The 18441-nt window shown below is 70.1% G+C and carries 18 protein-coding genes; 8 read left to right on the forward strand and 10 right to left on the reverse strand.

Annotated elements, in window-relative coordinates; all coding sequences use genetic code 11:
* Positions 1-25: 25 nt before the first annotated feature.
* From HNR40_RS57220 to HNR40_RS17465, 3 genes are read left to right on the forward strand one after another with little or no spacing between them, the layout of a single operon-like run.
* The gene (locus HNR40_RS57220) at positions 26-1480 is read left to right on the forward strand and encodes an ankyrin repeat domain-containing protein (protein WP_184962426.1); all 1455 of its coding nucleotides are present in this window, start codon (positions 26-28) and stop codon (positions 1478-1480) included.
* 29 nt (positions 1481-1509) lie between these two features.
* The gene (locus HNR40_RS17460; RefSeq protein ID WP_184962428.1) at positions 1510-2187 is read left to right on the forward strand and encodes a hypothetical protein; all 678 of its coding nucleotides are present in this window, start codon (positions 1510-1512) and stop codon (positions 2185-2187) included.
* A 27-nt stretch (positions 2188-2214) separates the two neighbouring features.
* Positions 2215-2520: a hypothetical protein gene (locus tag HNR40_RS17465; RefSeq protein ID WP_184962430.1), complete on the forward strand. Its 306-nt coding sequence runs from the start codon at positions 2215-2217 to the stop codon at positions 2518-2520.
* A gap of 196 nt (positions 2521-2716) precedes the next feature.
* Here HNR40_RS17465 and HNR40_RS17470 read toward each other — a convergent pair whose 3' ends face one another.
* Positions 2717-3865, reverse strand: coding sequence for a hypothetical protein (locus tag HNR40_RS17470; protein WP_184962432.1), 1149 nt, complete (start codon positions 3863-3865; stop codon positions 2717-2719).
* Positions 3866-4502: 637 nt separating this feature from the next.
* Here HNR40_RS17470 and HNR40_RS17475 point away from each other — a divergent pair.
* Positions 4503-5546 carry a sulfite oxidase gene (locus HNR40_RS17475; RefSeq protein WP_184962434.1) on the forward strand — a complete coding sequence of 348 codons (1044 nt, stop codon included), beginning with the start codon at positions 4503-4505 and terminating at the stop codon, positions 5544-5546.
* A gap of 134 nt (positions 5547-5680) precedes the next feature.
* The gene (locus HNR40_RS17480) at positions 5681-7156 is read left to right on the forward strand and encodes a WS/DGAT/MGAT family O-acyltransferase (RefSeq protein ID WP_184962436.1); all 1476 of its coding nucleotides are present in this window, start codon (positions 5681-5683) and stop codon (positions 7154-7156) included.
* Here the strand turns inward: HNR40_RS17480 and HNR40_RS17485 are convergent.
* Complete coding sequence (locus HNR40_RS17485; RefSeq protein WP_312896395.1) at positions 7094-7639, reverse strand: TetR/AcrR family transcriptional regulator; 546 nt, start codon at positions 7637-7639, stop codon at positions 7094-7096. The genes HNR40_RS17480 and HNR40_RS17485 overlap by 63 nt on opposite strands.
* Before the next feature lie 126 nt (positions 7640-7765).
* Here HNR40_RS17485 and HNR40_RS17490 point away from each other — a divergent pair, with 126 nt between their 5' ends.
* Positions 7766-8326 (forward strand): TetR/AcrR family transcriptional regulator, encoded by a 561-nt coding sequence (locus HNR40_RS17490; protein WP_184962440.1) that lies wholly within the window; start codon positions 7766-7768, stop codon positions 8324-8326.
* A complete protein-coding gene (locus HNR40_RS17495) occupies positions 8323-9828 on the forward strand; it encodes an MFS transporter (RefSeq protein WP_184962442.1) in 1506 nt (501 codons plus the stop codon). The genes HNR40_RS17490 and HNR40_RS17495 overlap by 4 nt, the downstream gene beginning before the upstream one ends.
* On the opposite strand, the gene HNR40_RS17500 is transcribed toward HNR40_RS17495, so the two are convergent.
* Positions 9822-10808 carry an alpha/beta hydrolase gene (locus HNR40_RS17500; protein WP_184962444.1) on the reverse strand — a complete coding sequence of 329 codons (987 nt, stop codon included), beginning with the start codon at positions 10806-10808 and terminating at the stop codon, positions 9822-9824. The two genes, HNR40_RS17495 and HNR40_RS17500, sit on opposite strands and share 7 nt — an antisense overlap.
* A gap of 68 nt (positions 10809-10876) precedes the next feature.
* On the opposite strand from HNR40_RS17500, the gene HNR40_RS17505 reads away from it, so the two are divergent.
* Entirely contained in the window at positions 10877-11806 is a 930-nt protein-coding gene (locus HNR40_RS17505; protein WP_184962446.1) for an aldo/keto reductase, read from the forward strand.
* Positions 11807-12109: 303 nt separating this feature from the next.
* Here the strand turns inward: HNR40_RS17505 and HNR40_RS17510 are convergent, their stop codons facing one another.
* The 7 genes from HNR40_RS17510 to HNR40_RS17535 form a co-directional block, all read right to left on the reverse strand.
* Positions 12110-12484 carry a DUF1801 domain-containing protein gene (locus tag HNR40_RS17510; RefSeq protein WP_184962448.1) on the reverse strand — a complete coding sequence of 125 codons (375 nt, stop codon included), beginning with the start codon at positions 12482-12484 and terminating at the stop codon, positions 12110-12112.
* A gap of 66 nt (positions 12485-12550) precedes the next feature.
* Positions 12551-14152: a monocarboxylic acid transporter gene (locus HNR40_RS17515; RefSeq protein ID WP_184962450.1), complete on the reverse strand. Its 1602-nt coding sequence runs from the start codon at positions 14150-14152 to the stop codon at positions 12551-12553.
* A complete protein-coding gene (locus tag HNR40_RS17520) occupies positions 14149-14481 on the reverse strand; it encodes a DUF485 domain-containing protein (RefSeq protein ID WP_184962452.1) in 333 nt (110 codons plus the stop codon). Before HNR40_RS17520 ends, HNR40_RS17515 begins: the two co-directional genes overlap by 4 nt.
* 238 nt (positions 14482-14719) lie before the next feature.
* Positions 14720-14848, reverse strand: a complete 129-nt coding sequence (locus HNR40_RS56345; protein WP_281395367.1) for a hypothetical protein — start codon at positions 14846-14848, stop codon at positions 14720-14722.
* A 620-nt stretch (positions 14849-15468) separates the two neighbouring features.
* A complete protein-coding gene (locus HNR40_RS17525; protein ID WP_184962454.1) occupies positions 15469-16287 on the reverse strand; it encodes a carbohydrate ABC transporter permease in 819 nt (272 codons plus the stop codon).
* Entirely contained in the window at positions 16268-17167 is a 900-nt protein-coding gene (locus tag HNR40_RS17530) for a carbohydrate ABC transporter permease (RefSeq protein ID WP_221340486.1), read from the reverse strand. Before HNR40_RS17530 ends, HNR40_RS17525 begins: the two co-directional genes overlap by 20 nt.
* On the reverse strand, positions 17164-18417 hold the full coding sequence (locus tag HNR40_RS17535) for an ABC transporter substrate-binding protein (protein WP_221340487.1): 1254 nt from the start codon (positions 18415-18417) through the stop codon (positions 17164-17166). Before HNR40_RS17535 ends, HNR40_RS17530 begins: the two co-directional genes overlap by 4 nt.
* Positions 18418-18441 lie beyond the last annotated feature (24 nt).

Raw genomic sequence — 18441 nt, forward strand, 5'->3', positions numbered from 1 at the left:
AGACGTATACGGAAGGGAGGCCATCGTGCCCATCTCTCGTCTTCCCGACCATCCGAGCGCGGAAGCGCTGCGCAAACAGGCCAAGACCCTGCTGCGTTACGTACGCGCCGGCGTGCCGGAGGCGCTGGCCATGGTCGAGGAGTTCCATCCCCGGCGCCCCAGCGCGCCCAAGCTGGCCGACGCCCAGCTCGTGACCGCCCGCCGCCACGGATTCCCCAGCTGGGGACGGCTGATGAAGCACCTGGAGACCGTCGGCCGCTACACCCGCTCGCCGCACGAGGTGCCCGCCACCGATGATCCGGCCACCGAGTTCCTGCGCGTGGCCTGCCTCACCTACGGCGACGACTACCCCGGCCGCCTGCGCGAGGCCGACGAGCTGCTCGCCGCCGACCCCGGCCTGGCCACGGCGAACGTCTACACGATGGCCGCCACCGGCTCCGCCACCCCGCTGCGTGCCGCGCTGGCCGCCGACCCGTCGCTCGCCGCCGCGCAGGGCGGCCCGTTCGGGTGGGAGCCGCTGCTCTACCTGGCCTACGCGCGGCTCAAGCGGCCCGGCCGGTACGCCGAGGCCGCCCGGATCCTGCTCGACCACGGCGCCGACCCGGACGCCGGGTTCCTGTGGGACGGGCTGCCGTCGCCGTTCACCGCCCTGACCGGCGCGTTCGGCGGCGGAGAGGGCGACCAGCCGCCGCACCCGAGCGGGCTGGAGCTGGCCCGCGTGCTGCTGGCCGCAGGAGCCGACGCCAACGACGCCCAGACCGTCTACAACCTCGGCCTCGGCGGCTCCTGGTCCGACGACACCGCGCACCTGGAGCTGATGCTGGAGTACGGGCTCGGCCGCGGCGACGGCGGGCCCTGGCGCGCACGGCTCGGGCACGAGCTTGCCTCGCCCGCCGAACTGCTCAGTGAGGAGCTGGCGACGGCCGCGCTGCGGGGCGGTCCGCGCCGGGTCAGGCTCCTGCTGGAGTACGGCGTGCCGGTCGATCGGCCGGGGGCGCATCCGGCGTTCGGCGGGCGGACGCCGTACGAGCTGGCGCTTCTCCACGGCCACCGCGAGGTGGCCGAACTGCTGGCGGCGGCGGGGGCGCGGCGGCCGGAGCTCGGCGAGCTGGAGGCGTTCGCGGCGGCGTGCATGAGCGGCGACGCCGGCGCGGTCGCCACGTTCGGACCCGAGGTGCTCGCGCGGGCGCTGGCCGAGACGCCCGGCCTGGTGAACCGGGCGGCCGAGCACGGGCGGCCGGACGTGGTCCGGCTGCTGGCGGGGCTCGGCTTCGACGTCGGGCACCGGGAGCGGAGCACTCCCCTGCACCTGGCGGCCTGGAACGACGACGTGGACACCGTCAAGGCGCTGCTCGAACTCGGGGCCGACCCGGCGGCGACGGACGACGACCACGACTCGACGCCGCTGGACTGGGCGGAGTACGGGGGCAAGCGGCAGGTGACCGCATACCTGAGGATGACATACCCCGGGCTGATGTAATCCCGCCCCCCACCCGGCAGGCTTTCCCCATGAGAATCACCATCATCGCGGTGGTCACCGTGCTGGTGCTGGCCGTCGGCGGGGTGGCCTGGGCCTACCCGTCGGTGGCCGCCACCGCCTGTCCCGGCTGCTATGGCCTGAGCTCGGCCGGTGACGGCGTCTACGTGGAGGACGGCGTGCCCGCCGCGCCGGTCCTGGCGACCGTGGCCACCGCCCGACGGCTGGTCGGCGACTTCTACGGCGGCCGGGAGAGCACTCCGCGAGTCCTCGTGTGCGGCACCGCGCCCTGCTACGCGGGCATAGGCGGCGGCAGGGAGAAGGGCGTGGCGATCCTCAACCGCGCGGTGATGCTGTCACCCGGCGGCCTCGATCCGGTGATCGCCTCCCACGAGATGGCGCACGTGGAGCTGCACGCGCGGCTGTCCGGGGAGGTGCCGCAGTGGTTCGACGAGGGCCTGGCCGTGGTGGTCTCCGGCGACCCGCGCTACCTCGGCCCCACCGGCGACCGCTGCCTGGTGGAGCCGTCGGGGCCGCTGCCGGAGACGCTGGAGAATTGGCTGCGGGCGGCCTCGGCCGATCGGCAGACGTACGCGAAGGCCGCCTGCCAGGTGAGCCGCTGGCTCCTGACCCACGACGGCCGGGACGGAGTCCTCCGCCTGATCGCCAAGCTCAACGCGGGCGAGCCGTTCACCACGGCCGCCCGCTGACCTGACCCACCAGAAGAAAGGCACGCGATGACCCAGTCCTTCGGCAACCAGCCCGCATTCCGGCAGACCCCGTTCACCCCGGAGGAAAAGGCCAGAAGCGAGGCCAACTTCTCCCCCTTCGTCGCCCAGCAACTCATCTCCCACGGCCGCTTCCAGGTGGCGGCCGACAACCCGGACCTGGTGGAGCTGTTCCAGAACGTGGCCCGCCGGGTGAGCGACATGCTCGGCCAACGCGTGGTCAGCTACTCCAACGGCAGATACCTCATCATCACCTTCGCCGACCAATCCCCCACCACCACCCAAGACGCCCCCACCCGCGACCCTCACCCCTGACCCGCTACCCCGGCCCTGACCTGACCATCAGCCCCGCCTGTGGCTCCACATGCGCATGCCGGGTTGGGTGGCCTGGCTGGTCGGATCGTCCGCAGCTTCGCTGACCGGAGGATCTGCGCGGATCCCGCAGCACAGGCACGCCCAGACGCCTCCGTGAGGCTCTTGACCTGCTCGATCCTCCGGGATTTCTGGAGGGTTAGGCGCCTTTGGAGAGGAGGGTGGTGATGGCGGTGCGGAGGGCTGGGGCGGTGGCGTCGCCGAAGGGGCCCTCGGGGTAGTCGACGACCCAGACGTGGAGCATTTCGGGGGTGGAAGGGAGCTTCGCGGTGCCCTTGGGGCAGGTGCCGTCCGGGTCCAGGACGGCCACGCCGCCGCCGGGCAGCCCGCAGAGGTCGTCGTGGGCGTGCCAGTGCGTGAGGGAGCCGCCGATTCTGGGGCCCTGGGCACCCGGAGGCATGATGTACATCGCGCCCAGCAGGATGCTGCCGCCGCTCGGCTTGCGGTAGTAGACCAGTGCTTCGGGGCGGGTGGGGTCGAGCACCCGGTCGTCCATGATCCACGCCATCTTGGTGAGGTGAACGACGCCGCCGGTGTCGATCGACTCCGCGAACCCGGCCTTCGTGGCCGCCGCCAACGTGGGCCACCGCTTGGGCAACTCCCGCTTGGCCGCCGCCACGGCCAGGTCCGCGGCCGCCCGCTCACCCTCACTCGGCGGCACCACCGGCCCCTGGTCACCATGCTTGTGCCCACCGGCATCCTGCTGGTCAGTGCCCGTGCTCGGGCCGGTCCCGGACTGCGTGCCCGTGCTCTGGCCTGGGTCCGTGCTGGTGCTCTGGCCTGGGTCCGTGCTGGTGTTCTGGCCCTGGCCGGTGCCGTGCTGGTGTCCGGCCGCCGCGGTGGTGTCCGCCGAGTTCGCGGGTACGGCGTGGCCGTGGGAGCCGAAGACGGGCAGGAAGACCGTCCCGACCGCGACCACCACCAACCCGGCCACCACTCCAGCCCCGATCCGCCTCGACCGGCTGGGAACGGCCTGGCGCGCGGTCCTGTCCAGCAAGGCGAGGGCGCAGCAGACCAGGACGATCTCCAGGACGGTGGCCAGCACATCCGGAGCACCCACAGCCTCCGGCCGCCCCGCCCCAGGACCGAAGGGGACGCCGAGGGTGCGGCTGACTCCCCACAGAGCCACAATGGCCGCATTGCCCACGATCCCGGCCAGCAGCACGGACCGCGCGGGGCGAAGCAGCACCACGGCTGCCCACAACACCTGCGCCCATCCGGCCACCGCGAAGAACACCCCATGCCGCCAGTCCAGCGCGAAGTGCTCCCCCATCGCCGCGAAATGCATAGCCCCCGCTCCGGCCGACAACGCCGCAAGCACCACCAGCCTCCCCGGCACCTCCGCCCCCACCGGCACCCCCGCCCCGGACGCCGTCACGCCCTCGGACGGCTGCGACTGCCCACCTGCGGAAGCCGCCGCGCCAGCGGATGACTCCGATTGCCCGCCCAGGGCAGACGCCGCGCCGCCGGGCGGCTCCGGCTGCGTGCTCGCGGACGGCGCGACGCCGTCGGCCCGCGCCGGTTGCGCGCCTGCCGAAGACACTGCGCCGACGGGCAGGTGCGGGTGTACGCTCGCGGGCTGCTCCACGGCCTCTGGTTGCTTCGGTGTTGGGCCCGTGGATGACGCTGTGCCCATCGGTGAGTCCGCTAAAGGTGGGTCCGTGGCAGGTGGGGCGTCCGGGGGTTGGGCGGACGTCGCTGGGTCTGGGGTGGGGGGCATGGCGGCCTCGCTCCGCTGGCGGCTGACAGGGGTTTGGGCCGATTATGCACGCCCGATCCCACCGTCCACAGACCCAGTTACGAGCCAGGCACACGTTTTCGTGAGGGAGACACGGGGGCACGTAAGAGAAGGGGATAGTGGGCGATCATGCAGGTCACACCGTAGGATGGGATTGGCTAGTTAACTGGTAGGGAATAGGGGAGTTATGTACGCCACCGCGACCATCGTCAAGCCGCTCCCCCCAGAGCTGTTCAGGACGCACGGCGCGAGCGCGGAGATGCGCTGGGACGCCATGGCGGGCCAGGGTTTCCACACCCCCACCGACCGCTTCTTCGTCCGCAACCACACCTTCACCCCGTCCATCGACCCCGCCACCTGGCAACTGGCCATCCACGGAGACGGTGTGCGATGTCCGGGGGCGTACACCTATGACCAGTTGCGCGCCATGCCGGCCCGGACCCTGGACGCGGCGATCGAGTGCGCGGGCAACGGGCGCCGTTTCTATGGCACCCAGCAGGGCGAGCCCGCCCCCGGCACGCAGTGGGGGCTCGGTGCGATCGGGGTGGCGCGCTGGCGCGGGGTGCCCCTGCGGTATCTGCTGGAGCGTTCGGACATCTCCGCCAGAGCCGTGGACGTGCTGCCGACCGGACTCGACGCCCCCTTCGAGCACCACGGCCACGTACGCCGCCCCCTGCCCGTCGACAAGGCCATGGACGACGTCCTGGTGGCCTACGAGATGAACGGCCGCCCCCTCCCGCCCGACCACGGATTCCCGGTACGCCTGGTGGTGCCGGGATGGGTGGGAATCGCGTCCATCAAATGGCTGGGAGATATCGAAGTGGCCACGCGGGAATTGTTCACGCCGTGGAACACGGAGTTCTACCGCGACGTCACGGTGAATCCGGTGAAAAGCGCGCTGGAACTCGGCTGGAACGCGCGGGTGCCGTTCGGCAGGCCGCAACTGCTGCGCGGCCGTTCGTGGTCGGGCCGCGGCCGGGTGGTTAAAGTCGAGGTGAGCTTCGACGATGGCCGGACCTGGCGGCGGGCGGAGCATCGCGGCCCGCACCTGGTCAGCGCCTGGTTGCCCTGGCACATCACGTGGGTGCCGAGGCGTCTGGGCGAGCGGTCGATCCTCGTCAGGGCCACCGACGCGAGCGGCGCGACGCAGCAGCTGAAAAGGCCGCAGCACGCGTTCGGTTATCACTTCGACGCCGCGGTAAGACACCCCATTTCCGTCATCCATGGATAGATAATTGTCACCGAGTCGCTGAGCTGCGGGTCCGCGCGGAGCATCCGAATTCATCTGTAAGACTCTCGCGGAAACGTCCCGGAAACCCCGCGATGTGAAGCTGACCTCGAATCGAACACCCGGGAGAAGAGCCGATGCGCCAGCTGACCGCACTCGACGCGCAGTTCCTCAACGCCGAGTCAGCGACGACCTCCGCCCACGTGGCGGGGCTGGCCATCCTCGACCCGCTCGGCGGCGTCCTGGACCGCGAGACGCTCGCCGCGCTGCTGCGCGAGCGCATGCACCTGTCGCCCGCGCTGGGCCTGCGGCTGAGCGAGGTGCCGTTCGGCCTCGATCATCCCTACTGGGAGCCCGACCCGGCGTTCGACCTGGCGAACCACCTGTTCGAGACGGAGGTGGCCGCGCCCGGAGGCGAGTACCAGCTGGCGGACGCGGTCGCCCGCATCCACGCCCGGCAGCTCGACCGGAGCCGGCCGCTCTGGGAGATGCACCTGCTGCGCGGCCTGGCCGGCGGCAGGGTCGCGGTCTACACGAAGGTCCACCACGCGGCCATCGACGGCGTCTCGGGCGCGGAGACGCTCGCCGCCCTGCTCGACCTCTCGCCGGAGCCGCGGGTGATCGACGTCACGCCGCCACCGGCCGAGCGGGGTCCGAGTCTGGCGGGCATGTTGTACGGCGCCGCCGTACGCACCGCCACACACCCCGTGCGCGCCCTGGGCTCACTCGCCAGGGCGGCGGCCGAGCTCGACGCGATCCCCCTGGCGGCGGGGCTGCCCGGTGCGCGGCAGATCGCGCAGGCGGCCAGGCTCGTCGCCGGCGACCGGCGGCCGCGGCCGGAGTTGCCCGGCCTGAACGTGCCGCGCACGCCGTTCAACGGGCCGATCAGCGCCGAGCGGCGGCTGTCGTTCGGCTCGGTGCCGCTCAAGGACGTGAAGGACGTCGCCAAGAGGCACGGCATGAGCGTGAACGACGTGGTCATGGCGCTGTGCGCGGGCGCGCTGCGGACCTGGCTGCGGGATCGGGACGCGCTGCCCGAGGAGCCGCTGATCGCGGCGGTGCCCGTGGCGGTGCGGACGACCGGCGCCCGGCAGCTGGTCGGCAACCACATCTCGGCCATGGTCACGCCGCTGGCGACGAACGTGGCCGACCGGCACGCGCGGCTGCACGCGACCCGTTCCATGATGCGCACGGCCAAGCGGCGTTTCGCCGCGGCCTCGTCGAGCTGGCTGCACGAGTTGTGCTCGCTGCTGCCACCGCCGGTGACCCGGCTGGCCTCCCCGGCGATCTTCCGGCTGGCGTCGGTGGCCTGCCCGCCGATCAACCTGATCATCAGCAACGTGCCGGGCCCGCAGTTCCCGCTGTATCTGTGCGGGGCGAGGGTGCTGTCGTACTACCCGATCTCGGTGCTGACCGACCTGAGCGGCGGGGTGAACATCACCTGCTTCTCCTACGACGGCATGCTCGACTTCGGCGTCGTGGCCTGCCCGGAGCGGCTGGACGACGTCTGGTCGCTGCTGCGCCACCTGCGCGCCGCGCTGGACGAGCTGCTAGATGAGCGAGTGGGCGATGAGCTCGGCGACGGCGTCGGGGTCGATCTGGTGTCCGGTTAGCTGGCAGAGGTTTTCCTGGTAGAGCAGGACGGCGGCGAACGTGGCCGCCGCCACCTCCAGCCGCGCGCTCTCGCCGCGCCGGCCGGGCAGGGCGAGTTCGAGCGCGAACCTGGAGCGCCTGATCAGCTCGCCGTTGAGCCGCCCGAGGCGTTCCTTGACCGAGCGGTGGGTGTCGGCCTCGCGGAACAGGATGCGCCGCATCGCCGGTGAGGCGCGCAGCGGCAGCCTGCGGGCCAGCTTGGACAGCGTGCCGGCCGGATCGCCCGGCACGGCGTCGACTTCCTTCGTCTCCTCCACGAGCGTGCGCTCGTCGATCAGTGCCACCAGCACGTCGATCTTGCGCGGGAAGTAGTGGAAGACCAGTCCTTTGGGCACCCGCGCCAGCTTGGCGATGACCGCGGTAGGGGTGGCCTCGTAGCCACCGCCCGCGAACAACTCCTCGGCCGCGTCCAGGATGCGCGTGCGCGCGTCACCGATCACCACAGCCGAACGATATCGCCACGGCTGACACGCTGGCCATGCCGTACAGGAGAGATCACCGTACATCCCCCGTCGTACAGTGATGTACTATTTGAGACATTAATGTCGCAAACAAGACGAGGGTGTGTGATGGCAGCCAGCCGTGAGGACATCGTCGCCGTGGCGATCCAGCACCTCAACCACGCGCCGAACGCGTCGATGGCGGAGATCGCGCAGGCCGCCGGGGTCAGCCGCGCCACGCTGCACCGGCACTTCAGCACCCGCGCCGAGCTGCAGTACGAGCTCGCGTCGCGGGCCATGGACGCCTGGGCGAAGACGCACACCGCCGTCGGCCTCGACGAGGCCCTGAGCGCCGACCTCGACGCCGCCGGGATCAAACGGGTGCTCGACGAGCTGCTGACGGTCACGCTCGAGCACTCCGACGAGCACGGCTTCGCGCTCACCGACCACACCACGCACGGCCAGCCGGACCTGGTGCGCCACGCGAACGAGCTGGAGGAGAAGGAGATCGCCCTGTTCGCCGCCGCCCAACGGGCCGGCGTGCTGCGTGCGGACCTTCCGCCACGCTGGGTAAGCAATCTTGTGTACGGCCTGCTCGTGGCCGTGAGGGAGAGCATGCGGCAAGGGGACGTCGCACGCAGGGACCTGCCCAGGATCTTCCTTGACACGTTCTACCGGGGGACAACATGACGCTCAGCACCGCGCCCGTCGCGCACAAGCGCAGATGGGCCGGACTCGCCGTCCTGTCGGCCAGCCTCCTGCTGGTCGTCATGGACATGACCATCCTGAACGTGGCGCTGCCGGCGATCTCGGCCAGCCTGCGCCCGGACGCCATCCAGCTGCTGTGGATGGTCGACGTCTACTCGCTGGTCCTGGCCGGCTTGCTGGTCACGGTGAGCGCGCTGGGCGACCGGTGGGGGCGCAAGAGGATGCTCCTCACCGGGTTCGGCGTGTTCGGCCTCGCCTCCGTGCTGGTGATGTGGGCCGAGAGCCCCGGCGCGGTGATCGCGGTGCGCGCCCTGCTCGGCGTGGGCGGCGCCATGATCATGCCGTCCACGCTGTCGATGATCCGCGCGCTGTTCACCGACTCGCGCGAACGCGCCACCGCGCTGGGCGTCTGGGCGGCCATGGCGGCGGTCGGCGGCGCGCTCGGCCCGATCCTCGGCGGCTTCCTGGTGGAGAACTTCAGCTGGCACGCGGCCTTCCTGGTGAACGTGCCGGTCATGGCCGTCGCCGTGCTCGCCGGCCTGTTCTTGCTGCCCGAGTCGCGCAACCCGCGCCCCGGCCGCTGGGACGCGCTCGGCACCGTCCTGTCGATCGTCGGCATGGTCGGACTCGTCTACTCCATCAAGCACTTCGCCAAGGACGGCCTGACCGACCCGACCGCGCTGGTGTCGCTGGCCGTCGGCGCGCTCGCGCTGACCTGGTTCGTCCTGCGCAGCCTGCGCCGCCCCGACCCCCTGCTGGAGGTCAGGCTGTTCCGCAGCGGCCCGTTCACCTCCGGGGTGCTGGCCGCGCTCACCACCTCGATCGCCATGGCCGCGATGATGCTGCTCATGGCCCAGTGGATGCAGCTCGTCCAGGGCTACACCCCGCTGGAGACCGGAGTGCGCCTCCTGCCGACGGCCGCCACCGCGTTGATCGTCTCACCGCTGGCGCCCGCGATGGCGGAGCGGATCGGGGCGCGTACCGTGCTGGCCGGCGGGCTGGTCGTGGCGGGGCTCGGGTTCCTGGTGTTGTTCGCGGCGCCGCTGGTCTATGGCTGGGTCGCGCTCGCGCTGCTGCTCATCGGCGCGGGCATGGGCTCGCTGGCCATCGCCTCTGCCGTGATCATGTCGGGCGCGCCACTGGAGAAGGCGGGCAGCGCCGCGGCCATCGAGGAGACCAGCTACGAGGTGGGCGGGGTGCTCGGGGTAGCCGTCCTGGGCAGCGTCGCGGCGGCGGTCTACCGTGCGGCGCTGCCGTACACCGGAACTCGGGCCGAGGTCGTGCGCGAGTCGATCGGCGGCGCGCTCGACGTGGCCGCCACGCTCGGCGCGCAGGGCGCGCGGCTGGCCGAGCAGGCCAAGGTGGCCTTCGGCGACTCGATCGCGATGACGGGGGCGGTCGGCGCGGTGCTGATGCTGCTGGCGGCCGCGGCCGTGTGGAAGCTGACGCCGCGCACGCTCGACATCGGCGCGGCCCATCACTGAAGCGCGCCCTTCAACATCGGGTACGCCCGGCGCAGCTCCCGCTGCCAGAAGGCGTGGTTGTGCCCGCCTCGGTAGAAGTGGGTGGTGACCGGGATGTCCAGCGCCCGCAGGCGGCCGGCGAAGGCTCGGGCGGCCCGGTTGGCCAGGTCCTCGACCAGGTCGCCGGCGCCCGCGGCCACGTACAGGCGCAGTCCCCTGAGCTTTTCGGCCTGGTCATAGGGGTTGTGCGCCTGCCAGGTGGCGCGCTGGCGTTCGGGGTCGCCCCAGATGCGCTTCCAGTCGGTGCCGAGGCAGCCGATCGTGGTGCCGGCCATCACCGCCTGGGGGACGCCGTCGCTGAGGATGTGCACGGCGCCGCTGAAGGAGGCGGCGGCCTTGAAGCCGCCCTTGGCCGCGTACAGCATGGCGCCCTGGCCGCCCATGGAGTAGCCCGCGATCGCCCTGGAGGGGCCGGCGCGGTAGCGGGACTCCAGGAGCGGCAGGAGCTCCTTCAGGTGATAGGTCTGCCATTTCGGGGGGCCGCCTTCACCGCCGTTCCACCAGTCGGAGTAGCTGCCGCACCGGCCGCCGTCGGGCATGACGACCATGAGGCCGTCGTCTCGGGTGAGGTCGTCGACGTCCGTCTTGGCGGTCCAGGAGGTGTGGTCGTCCAGGCCGCCGTGCAGGAGCCACAGGGCGGGCCAGCGTTCGCGTTCGTCCCAGCGCTTCGGGAGCAGGAGGCGGACCTTGGTGGTGGCGTCGAGGGCGGGTGAGCGGAGGGTGAGTTCGAGGCGGCGCTCGTCCAGCCGCTTCTCGTCCAGCACCTCGATCGAGGGCGCGGGCTCGGACGTGGGCTCAGACGATTTTTTCTGCGTTCCCGATTTTTCCGGATTTTTCACCTCTTGGGGCTGCCAGTCGGCCCTGAGGGCGACCACGACCAGCACGAACAGCGCGCCCGCGAGGATCGCGCCGATCAGGCAGCCACGCATCCGGGCTCGCATCGGCCCTCCTCACGCGGCGCCAGGACCCTGACGGCGGAACCGCTGTTGGATGCGCGGATAATAGCGAGGTGAGATCGATCGGCACCACGGCCCTGTCCGTGTTCCCTCTTTGCCTCGGCACCAACGTCTTCGGCTGGACCGCCGACCGGGAGGCGTCCTACGCCGTCCTGGACGCCTACGTCGAGGACGGCGGCAACTTCCTCGACACCGCCGACGTCTACCCGGCGTGGGCGACCGGGGAGTCCACCGCCGAGCGGATCATCGGCGACTGGATGATCGAGCGCGGCAACCGCGACTCCATCGTCCTGGCCACGAAGGTGGGCATGCTGTCCGGATGGACGGGCCTGGCGCCCAGGACCATCAGGACCGCGGTGGAAAACAGCCTGCGCCGCCTGCGGACCGACCGGATCGACCTCTACTGGGCGCACGTCGACGACGAAGCGACCCCGCTGGCCGACACGCTGGCCGCGTTCGACGCGCTGGTGCGGGAGGGCAAGGTCCGCTACATCGGCGCCTCCAACTACACCGCCCCACGCCTGGCACAGGCGCTGAAGGTCTCCGACGACGAGGGCCTGGCCAGGTACGTGGCACTGCAGCCCGCGTACAACCTGATGGAGCGCGGCTTCGAGGGCCCGCTGCGCGACGTCGTGGCCCGCGAGGGGCTGTCCACGACGCCGTACCACACGCTCGCCCGCGGCTTCCTGACCGGCAAGTACGCCCCCGGCGTCACCGTGGACAGCCCCAGGGCGGACAGGGCGGCCGAGTACCTCAAGACCGAGCGCGGCCTGCGCGTCCTGGACGCCCTCGCCAAGATCGCCACGGTCCGCGACGTGGAACCGGCCGCCATCGCCGTGGCCTGGCTGGCCGCCCAGCCCACGATCACCGCCCCGATCGCCAGCGCCCGCACCCCGGAGCAGCTCAAGCCGCTGATGACCGGAGCCCGCCTGGCCCTGAGCGCCGAGGAACAAGCCACCCTGGCCGAAGCCTCAACCCCCTGACCCTGGACGCGGAGCCGAGGCGGAGGGTCGGGACGGGGAGGTCGCAGGGCGGCGGCACCCCGTGGGGTTTTGGCGCGCCGAGGCGGCGGGAAGGTCGGCGGTGGGGTTCGGCGCGCTATTGCGGCGGCCGGCGGAGGGCACGGTGGCTGGGCAAGCATGCGTCGTGACGGCGAGAACCACGTCAGACTGCTGACCACCCTGCACGGACGTGTCGCACACGGCGGCGGGAGGCGCCAGCCGGGCTTGCCGTAACCCCAAAAAGCCCTACCCCCAAAAAAGCCGTAAAGCCCCGAGTAGGGGCGTTTAGCGAGAGGCAGTGAGCACGGAAGCGGCAGAAACCAGCGCGGCGAGATCCGGGTCGGAGAGGCGCGACTCGGTGGAGATTTTGACGTGGCGGGCCTTCTTGCCAGTGCCTTCAAGCAGCGCGGTCGGGTCCTGGGTGAGCAGGTCGGCGCCGCGGGCGAACATCAGGTTGATGTGCGCCTGATGCAGGGCGATCGCCACGATCAGCCCCTTGTACGTGCCGGGCTGGTACGTGTAGGCGATCAGCCGGGCCGGTTCGTCGACCTCCTCCTGCGCGTCCGGCAGCAGCCGGCGCAGGAAGTTTCGGGCGGCTCCGGCCAGGGTGCAGATCTCCGGTGAACAGGTGGCGAGCAGCGCGGCGGCCTGGTCTTCCATGACAAGACTCTATCGTCCGGGCTCGGAACCGAGGGTGGGGCGCCCGGGTCAGGGCGCCCCACCCGGTCAGTGCTCGGTGGCCTTCTCCGCGCCCACGCCGGTGAGCGAGCGGACCTCGATCTCGGCGTACTTGGCGGCGTTGTACTCCTTGCTGAGCACGGTGCCGAGCCAGCCGAAAAAGAAGCCGAGCGGGATCGAGATGATGCCGGGGTTGGACAGGTTCCAGATGTGGAAGTCGGCGCCCTTGATCAGCGCGGTCTTGGAGCCGGAGACCACCGGCGAGAAGACCACGAGGATCAGGCAGGAGATCAGGCCGCCGTAGATGGAGGCGACGGCGCCGGCGGTGTTGAACCGCTTCCAGAACAGGCTGTACAGGATCGCCGGCAGGTTGCCCGACGCGGCGACGGCGAAGGCCAGCGCGACGAGGAACGCGACGTTCTGGCCCTGGGCGAGGATGCCGAGCCCGATGGCGGCGGCACCGATGACCAGGGCGGAGACGCGGGCCACGACGACCTCTTCGCGCTCGGTGGCGGTGCCCTTCTTGAACACGTGGGCGTACAGGTCGTGGGCGAAGCTGGACGAGGAGGCCAGCGTGAGCCCGGCGACCACGGCCAGGATCGTGGCGAAGGCGACGGCGCCGATGAGCGCCAGCAGGACGGTGCCGCCGACGGAGCCGAAGAAGTTCTCGCCGATGGCGGCGGCGAGTTGTGGTGCGGCCGTGTTGCCCGCGGTGTCGGTGGCCGGGATCTTGACCAGCGCCGCCGCACCGAAGCCGAGCACCAGCGTCAGCAGGTAGAACGTGCCGATGATGCCGATGCCCCACAGGACGGACTTGCGGGCGTCCTTGGCGGTGGGCACGGTGTAGAAGCGGATCAGGATGTGCGGCAGGCCGGCGGTGCCGAGGACGAGCGCGAGTCCGAGGCTGATCAGGTCGATCTTGCCCATGAGGCCCTGGGCTTCGGTGCCGTACTTGAGGCCGGGTTCGAGGAACGCCGCGCCCTTGCCGCTGGCCTCGGTGGCGGCGCCGAGCAGCGCCGAGAGGTTGAAGTTGTACTTGGCCAGCACCAGCACGGTGATCAGCGCCGCGCCGCCCATGAGCAGGACGGCCTTGACGATCTGGACCCAGGTGGTGCCCTTCATGCCGCCGAACACCACGTAGACGATCATCAGCGCGCCGACGGCGACGATCGTCCAGTTCTTGGCCTCGGCGCTGGTGATGCCGAGCAGCAGCCCGACCAGCGCGCCCGCGCCGACCATCTGGGCCAGCAGGTAGAAGATGCTGACGACGATGGTGGAGACGCCGGCCGCGGTGCGGACCGGGCGCGGGCTCATCCGGAAGGCCAGCACGTCGGCCATCGTGAACTTGCCCGAGTTACGCATGAGCTCGGCGACCAGCAGCAGCGCCACCAGCCAGGCGACCAGGAAGCCGATGGAGTAAAGGAAGCCGTCGTAGCCGGACAGCGCGATCATGCCGGCGATGCCGAGGAACGAGGCGGCCGACATGTAGTCGCCGCCGATGGCCAGGCCGTTCTGGACGCCGGTGAAAGAACGCCCGCCGGCGTAGTAGTCGGCGGCGGTCTTGGTGTTGCGGCTGGCCCAGAAGGTGATGCCGAGCGTGGCGGCCACGAACGTCAGGAACAGGATCGTGGAAAGCGTGGACGAACTCACTTGGTCTGCTCCTCGACTTCGTGCCGGAGCTTGTCGGCCAGCGGGTCCAGCTTCTTCTCCGCGTGCCTGGAGTAGGCCAAGGCGATCAAGAAGGTGGAGACGAACTGCAGCAGGCCCAGAATCAAACCGATGTTGATGTTGCCGAGCACCTGAATGCCCATGAAGTCACGTGCCCACCCGGACAGCACGACGTACAGGAGGTACCAGACGAGGAACGCGACAGTCATCGGGAAGGTCCAAGCGCGGAACCTGCGCTTCAACTCCTGGAATTCGCTGCTTTGCTGAACCCGTTCATAGACCGACGCGTCGTGTTCTTGTGTTGTCACCATGCCTCCCGCTTAGTGTGATGGGGATCACGCACAAGGTAAGAGCGCAAACTACCCTCCGTGGAGTGCCACAGTCCCGTCGTTCGGCGAGCCGCCGCCGCGTGGCGTTTAGTTGGGCATGGCCTGCGGTGAAAGGTCCGTTTGACGCGATAAGCGGCACCCGCCGTTGTTTAGCGGGATATGTCTGAGCATTCGAGAAAAATGGCCGCTTGACTTGTATACATGCAACTACTCTGCGTAATCAAGCAAGCTCAGCCAGTACGGCGGCGGCCAGCGCGGCCACCTCCCCATCCGTTTCCCCCGCCAGCGCGGTCAGCCGCTCGACGGCCCGCGCCGCGTCGAAGTGGCCGAGCAGGCGCGCCGCCTGCACCCGGAAGGACTGACCGGCCCGGGTTCCAGCGGCGGCGCCGGTCCGTCCAGCGGATCGCAGTCCGGATCGCGGAAGAAGCGGGCCCTGGCCTTCTTCACCCGGACCCTGGCCGCCTTCCGCAGCTCCGCCCGCACGTCTTCCACGCCGGGGTCGCCGCTGAGCCCGGCCAGGAGGTCCTGCCCCTGGCACGGTCCAGGCCGGTGAGCTCGTAGGCCGCGCGCACCCGGTGCGAACCCGCCACCCGGACGTCGGCCGCGAGCGCGGCCAGCGCCCCCGGGGGCTCGGCCGACCCCTCGGTGACCCGCAGGAGTGCGGCGCCGTCGAGGGCGGTCGATGGGCCGTCGTAGACGCAGCGGATGACGTCGCCCTTGCGGTAGTCGCCCTCGGGGTGGCCGTAGGCCCACAGCTCGTCACCGGGTTCCGGGCGGGCCGCGCCTTGAAGACCTCGGCCAGGTCGAGCTTGAGCGCGGCGATGTCGCGTTCCTGGCCGTCGTCCCCGCCGGCGACCTCGATGTAGAGGGGGGCGCCGCCGACTTCCACCCGGACGCGCTCGATCTCGTTGTCCATGCCGAACTCCCGCCGCAGGAGGGCTTTTCGCGCCGCGGGCCGCTTGACAGCCTTCAGCCCTTGACGGCTCCGGCGGTCAGGCCCTCGACGATGTAGCGGCGGATCGCGGCGAACAGGATGAGGGTGGGGATGACCGAGACGACGGTGGCCGCGGCCATCGAGCCCCAGTCGATGTCGTACTGGGTGATGAAGGAGTTCATGGCGACCGGGACCGTCTTGGCGTCCTCGCTGTCGATGAAGGTGATGGCCAGGAACAGCTCGTTCCAGCACTGCACGAACGCGAAGATGAACGTCGCCGCGATGCCCGGCAGCATCACCGGGATGACCACGCGGACCAGCGCCGACAGCCGCGAGGCCCCGTCCACCTGGGCCGCCTCCTCCAGCGCGACCGGCACCCGTTCGTAGAAACCGCGCATGATGATCGTGGAGAACGGCACCAGCATCGCGACATAGACCACCATGAGGCCCGCCAGCCGGTTGAGCAGGTCGAGGTCGGACATCAGCAGGTAGAGCGGGCCCAGGGCGATGAACAGCGGGATCATCTGGGTCACCAGGAAGGCCAGCATCAGCGCGCCCCTGCCGGGGAAGGTGAAGCGGGCCAGCGTGTAGCCGCCGAGCACGCCGATCACGGTGACGGCGGCCGCCGCGACCAGCGAGACCATCAGGCTGTTGGCGAGGTAGCGGCCAAAGTCGGCGAACTCGAACAGCTCCGCGTAGTGCTCGAAGGTGACGTTGGCCGGCCAGTACTTCAGCGGCATCGAGAAGATCTCGGCCTTGGGCTTGAGCGAGGTGACGACGATCCAGTAGAGCGGGAAGACGGTGATGAGCAGCCAGATGCCCAGCACCGTCCCCTTAGCGAGCCTTTTCACCATCGGCGGACCTCGTCACGTTCAGGTAGAAGATGCTGAAGGCCAGCAGCAACGCCAGGACCAGCAGCCCGACGGCGCCGGCCCGGCCGTAGTCGCCGCCCATGACCTGCTGGATGAGGAAGGTGGTGACGATGTCGGTGCTGCCGGCGGGCCCGCCGCCGGTCATGGAGTAGATCAGGTCGGGGAAGTTGAGAATCCAGATGATCCGCAGCAGCACGATCAGCGCCAGCGTGGGCCGGATGTGCGGCAGCGTGACGTGCCAGAACTGGCGCAGCCGGGAGGCGCCGTCGACGCCGGCCGCCTCGTAAAGCTCCTTGGGGACCGACTGCAGCGCGGCCATGATCATGATGGCGAAGAACGTCGTGCCGTACCAGACGTTGGCCACGATGACCGAGGTCATCGCCCAGCCGGGCGTGGACAGGAAGCCGATGCGCTGGTCGATGATCCCGGTCTTGAGCAGCAGGTCGTTGATCACGCCGAACTGCCCGTTGAACATCCACCGCCACAGCAGCCCGATCAGGAACCCGGACATGGCCCACGGGAAGAACACCCACGCCTGGTAGAGCCCGCGGCCCCTGAAGTGCCTCCTGAGCAGCAGCGCCAGCCCGAAGCCCAGCACGAACTGGAAGAACAGCGAGACCACGACCCACGTTCCGGTATTGCGCAGCGAGGTCCAGAACCGCTCCTCGGCCAGCACCGCGGCGAAGTTCTCCAGGCCGACGAACGGCGTCTGGGTCAGGTCGAACAGGTTGTAGCGCTGGAAGGCCATGACGCTGCCGCGCACCATCGGCCAGTAGGTGAACAGGACGACGAACACGATCCCGGGCAGCAGGCACAGCGTGATGAACGCCGCCCTGCGCCCGGTGAACGCCCTTTTGGTCACGAGACCTTCTTCGCCTGGTCGGTCCAGAAGGCGTCCCAGGCCTTGAGCACGTCGGCCGTGCTCTTCTTGCCGGTCAGCAGCGCCTGCACGTCACGGTCGGAGTCGACGAGGAACTGACTCCATCCCGGGTAGTCCACGGGCCGGATCGTGATCACCTGCTTGGGGTCCTGCTGCGCCTCCAGGTACGCCTTCCAGGCGCCCTGGGAGAACTGCGGGTCGCTCTGCGCCTGCTTGGAGATCGGGATGAGCGAGTTGCCCTTGGCGAAGCGGATGCTCTGCTGCGACTCCGACAGGAACTGCACCAGCTTGACCGCCTGGTCCCGATGCTTGGTGAAGGAGGTGACGCCCCATCCGGCGTAGCCGACGGGCTGGTAGGCGTATCCGGTCGGGCCCTTCGGGATCGGCGCCGTGGACCACGCCTTGACCCCGCTCTCCTCGACCGTCTTGATCACTTCGGGGTCCTGGATGAGCATGCCGGTGACGCCCGAGGTGAAGCCCTGCACCATCTCCGGGTAGGCCCACGAGACCGAGTCCGGCGGCGACGCCTCCTTGAAGATCTTGACGAACAGGTCGAGCGCCTGGGCCGCCTCCGCAGTGGCGAAGATCGTGCGCTTGTCCTTCAGGTAGAAGGACTTGTCGGGGTTGAGCGCCTCGCCGTTGTAGGCGCTGATCATCATCACGGCGTAGTCGGCGCCGCCCTTGCCGCCGCGGAAGGAGTAGCCGAACCGCTCGCCGCCGGTCATCTTCTTGCCCGCCTCGTACAGCTCCTGCCAGGTCTTCGGCGGCGCGGCCAGGCCCCAGTCGGTGCGGTAGAAGAGCGTGCGCTGGTAGAAGCCATAGGGGATGAGGTACGGCTTGCCGCCCACCTCGACCGCCTTCTTCTGGGTCAGGTCGGTCAGCCCGGCCCAGCCGCTCCACTCGGTCGTGGGCAGTTCGCCGAGCCAGCCGTTGTTCGAGAAGGACTTGGCCGTGTGGTCGCGGACCTCCAGCACGTCCAGGTCCTTCTTCGTCTGCAGGATCTGGGTGATCTTCTGGTCGGCGCTGTCCAGCGGCGGCGAGATGAGCTCCACCTTGACGCCCGGGTTGGTCTTCTCGAAGTCGGCGAGCAGTGACTTGAGCAGCTTGGTGCGCTCCGGGCTGGTCAGGCTCTCGACCATGCGCAGCCGTACCTCGCCGGGGCCGGAGCCGGAGGACGACCCGCAGCCCGCGAGCAGCACGGTGAGGGCGGCAAGGGCCAGGAAGGATTTCACGACGCCTCCATAGATGTGACAGCG

Origin of the sequence: Nonomuraea endophytica, from assembly GCF_014203235.1 — a bacterium.
In the GTDB taxonomy this organism is placed as follows: Bacteria; Actinomycetota; Actinomycetes; order Streptosporangiales; family Streptosporangiaceae; genus Nonomuraea; species Nonomuraea endophytica.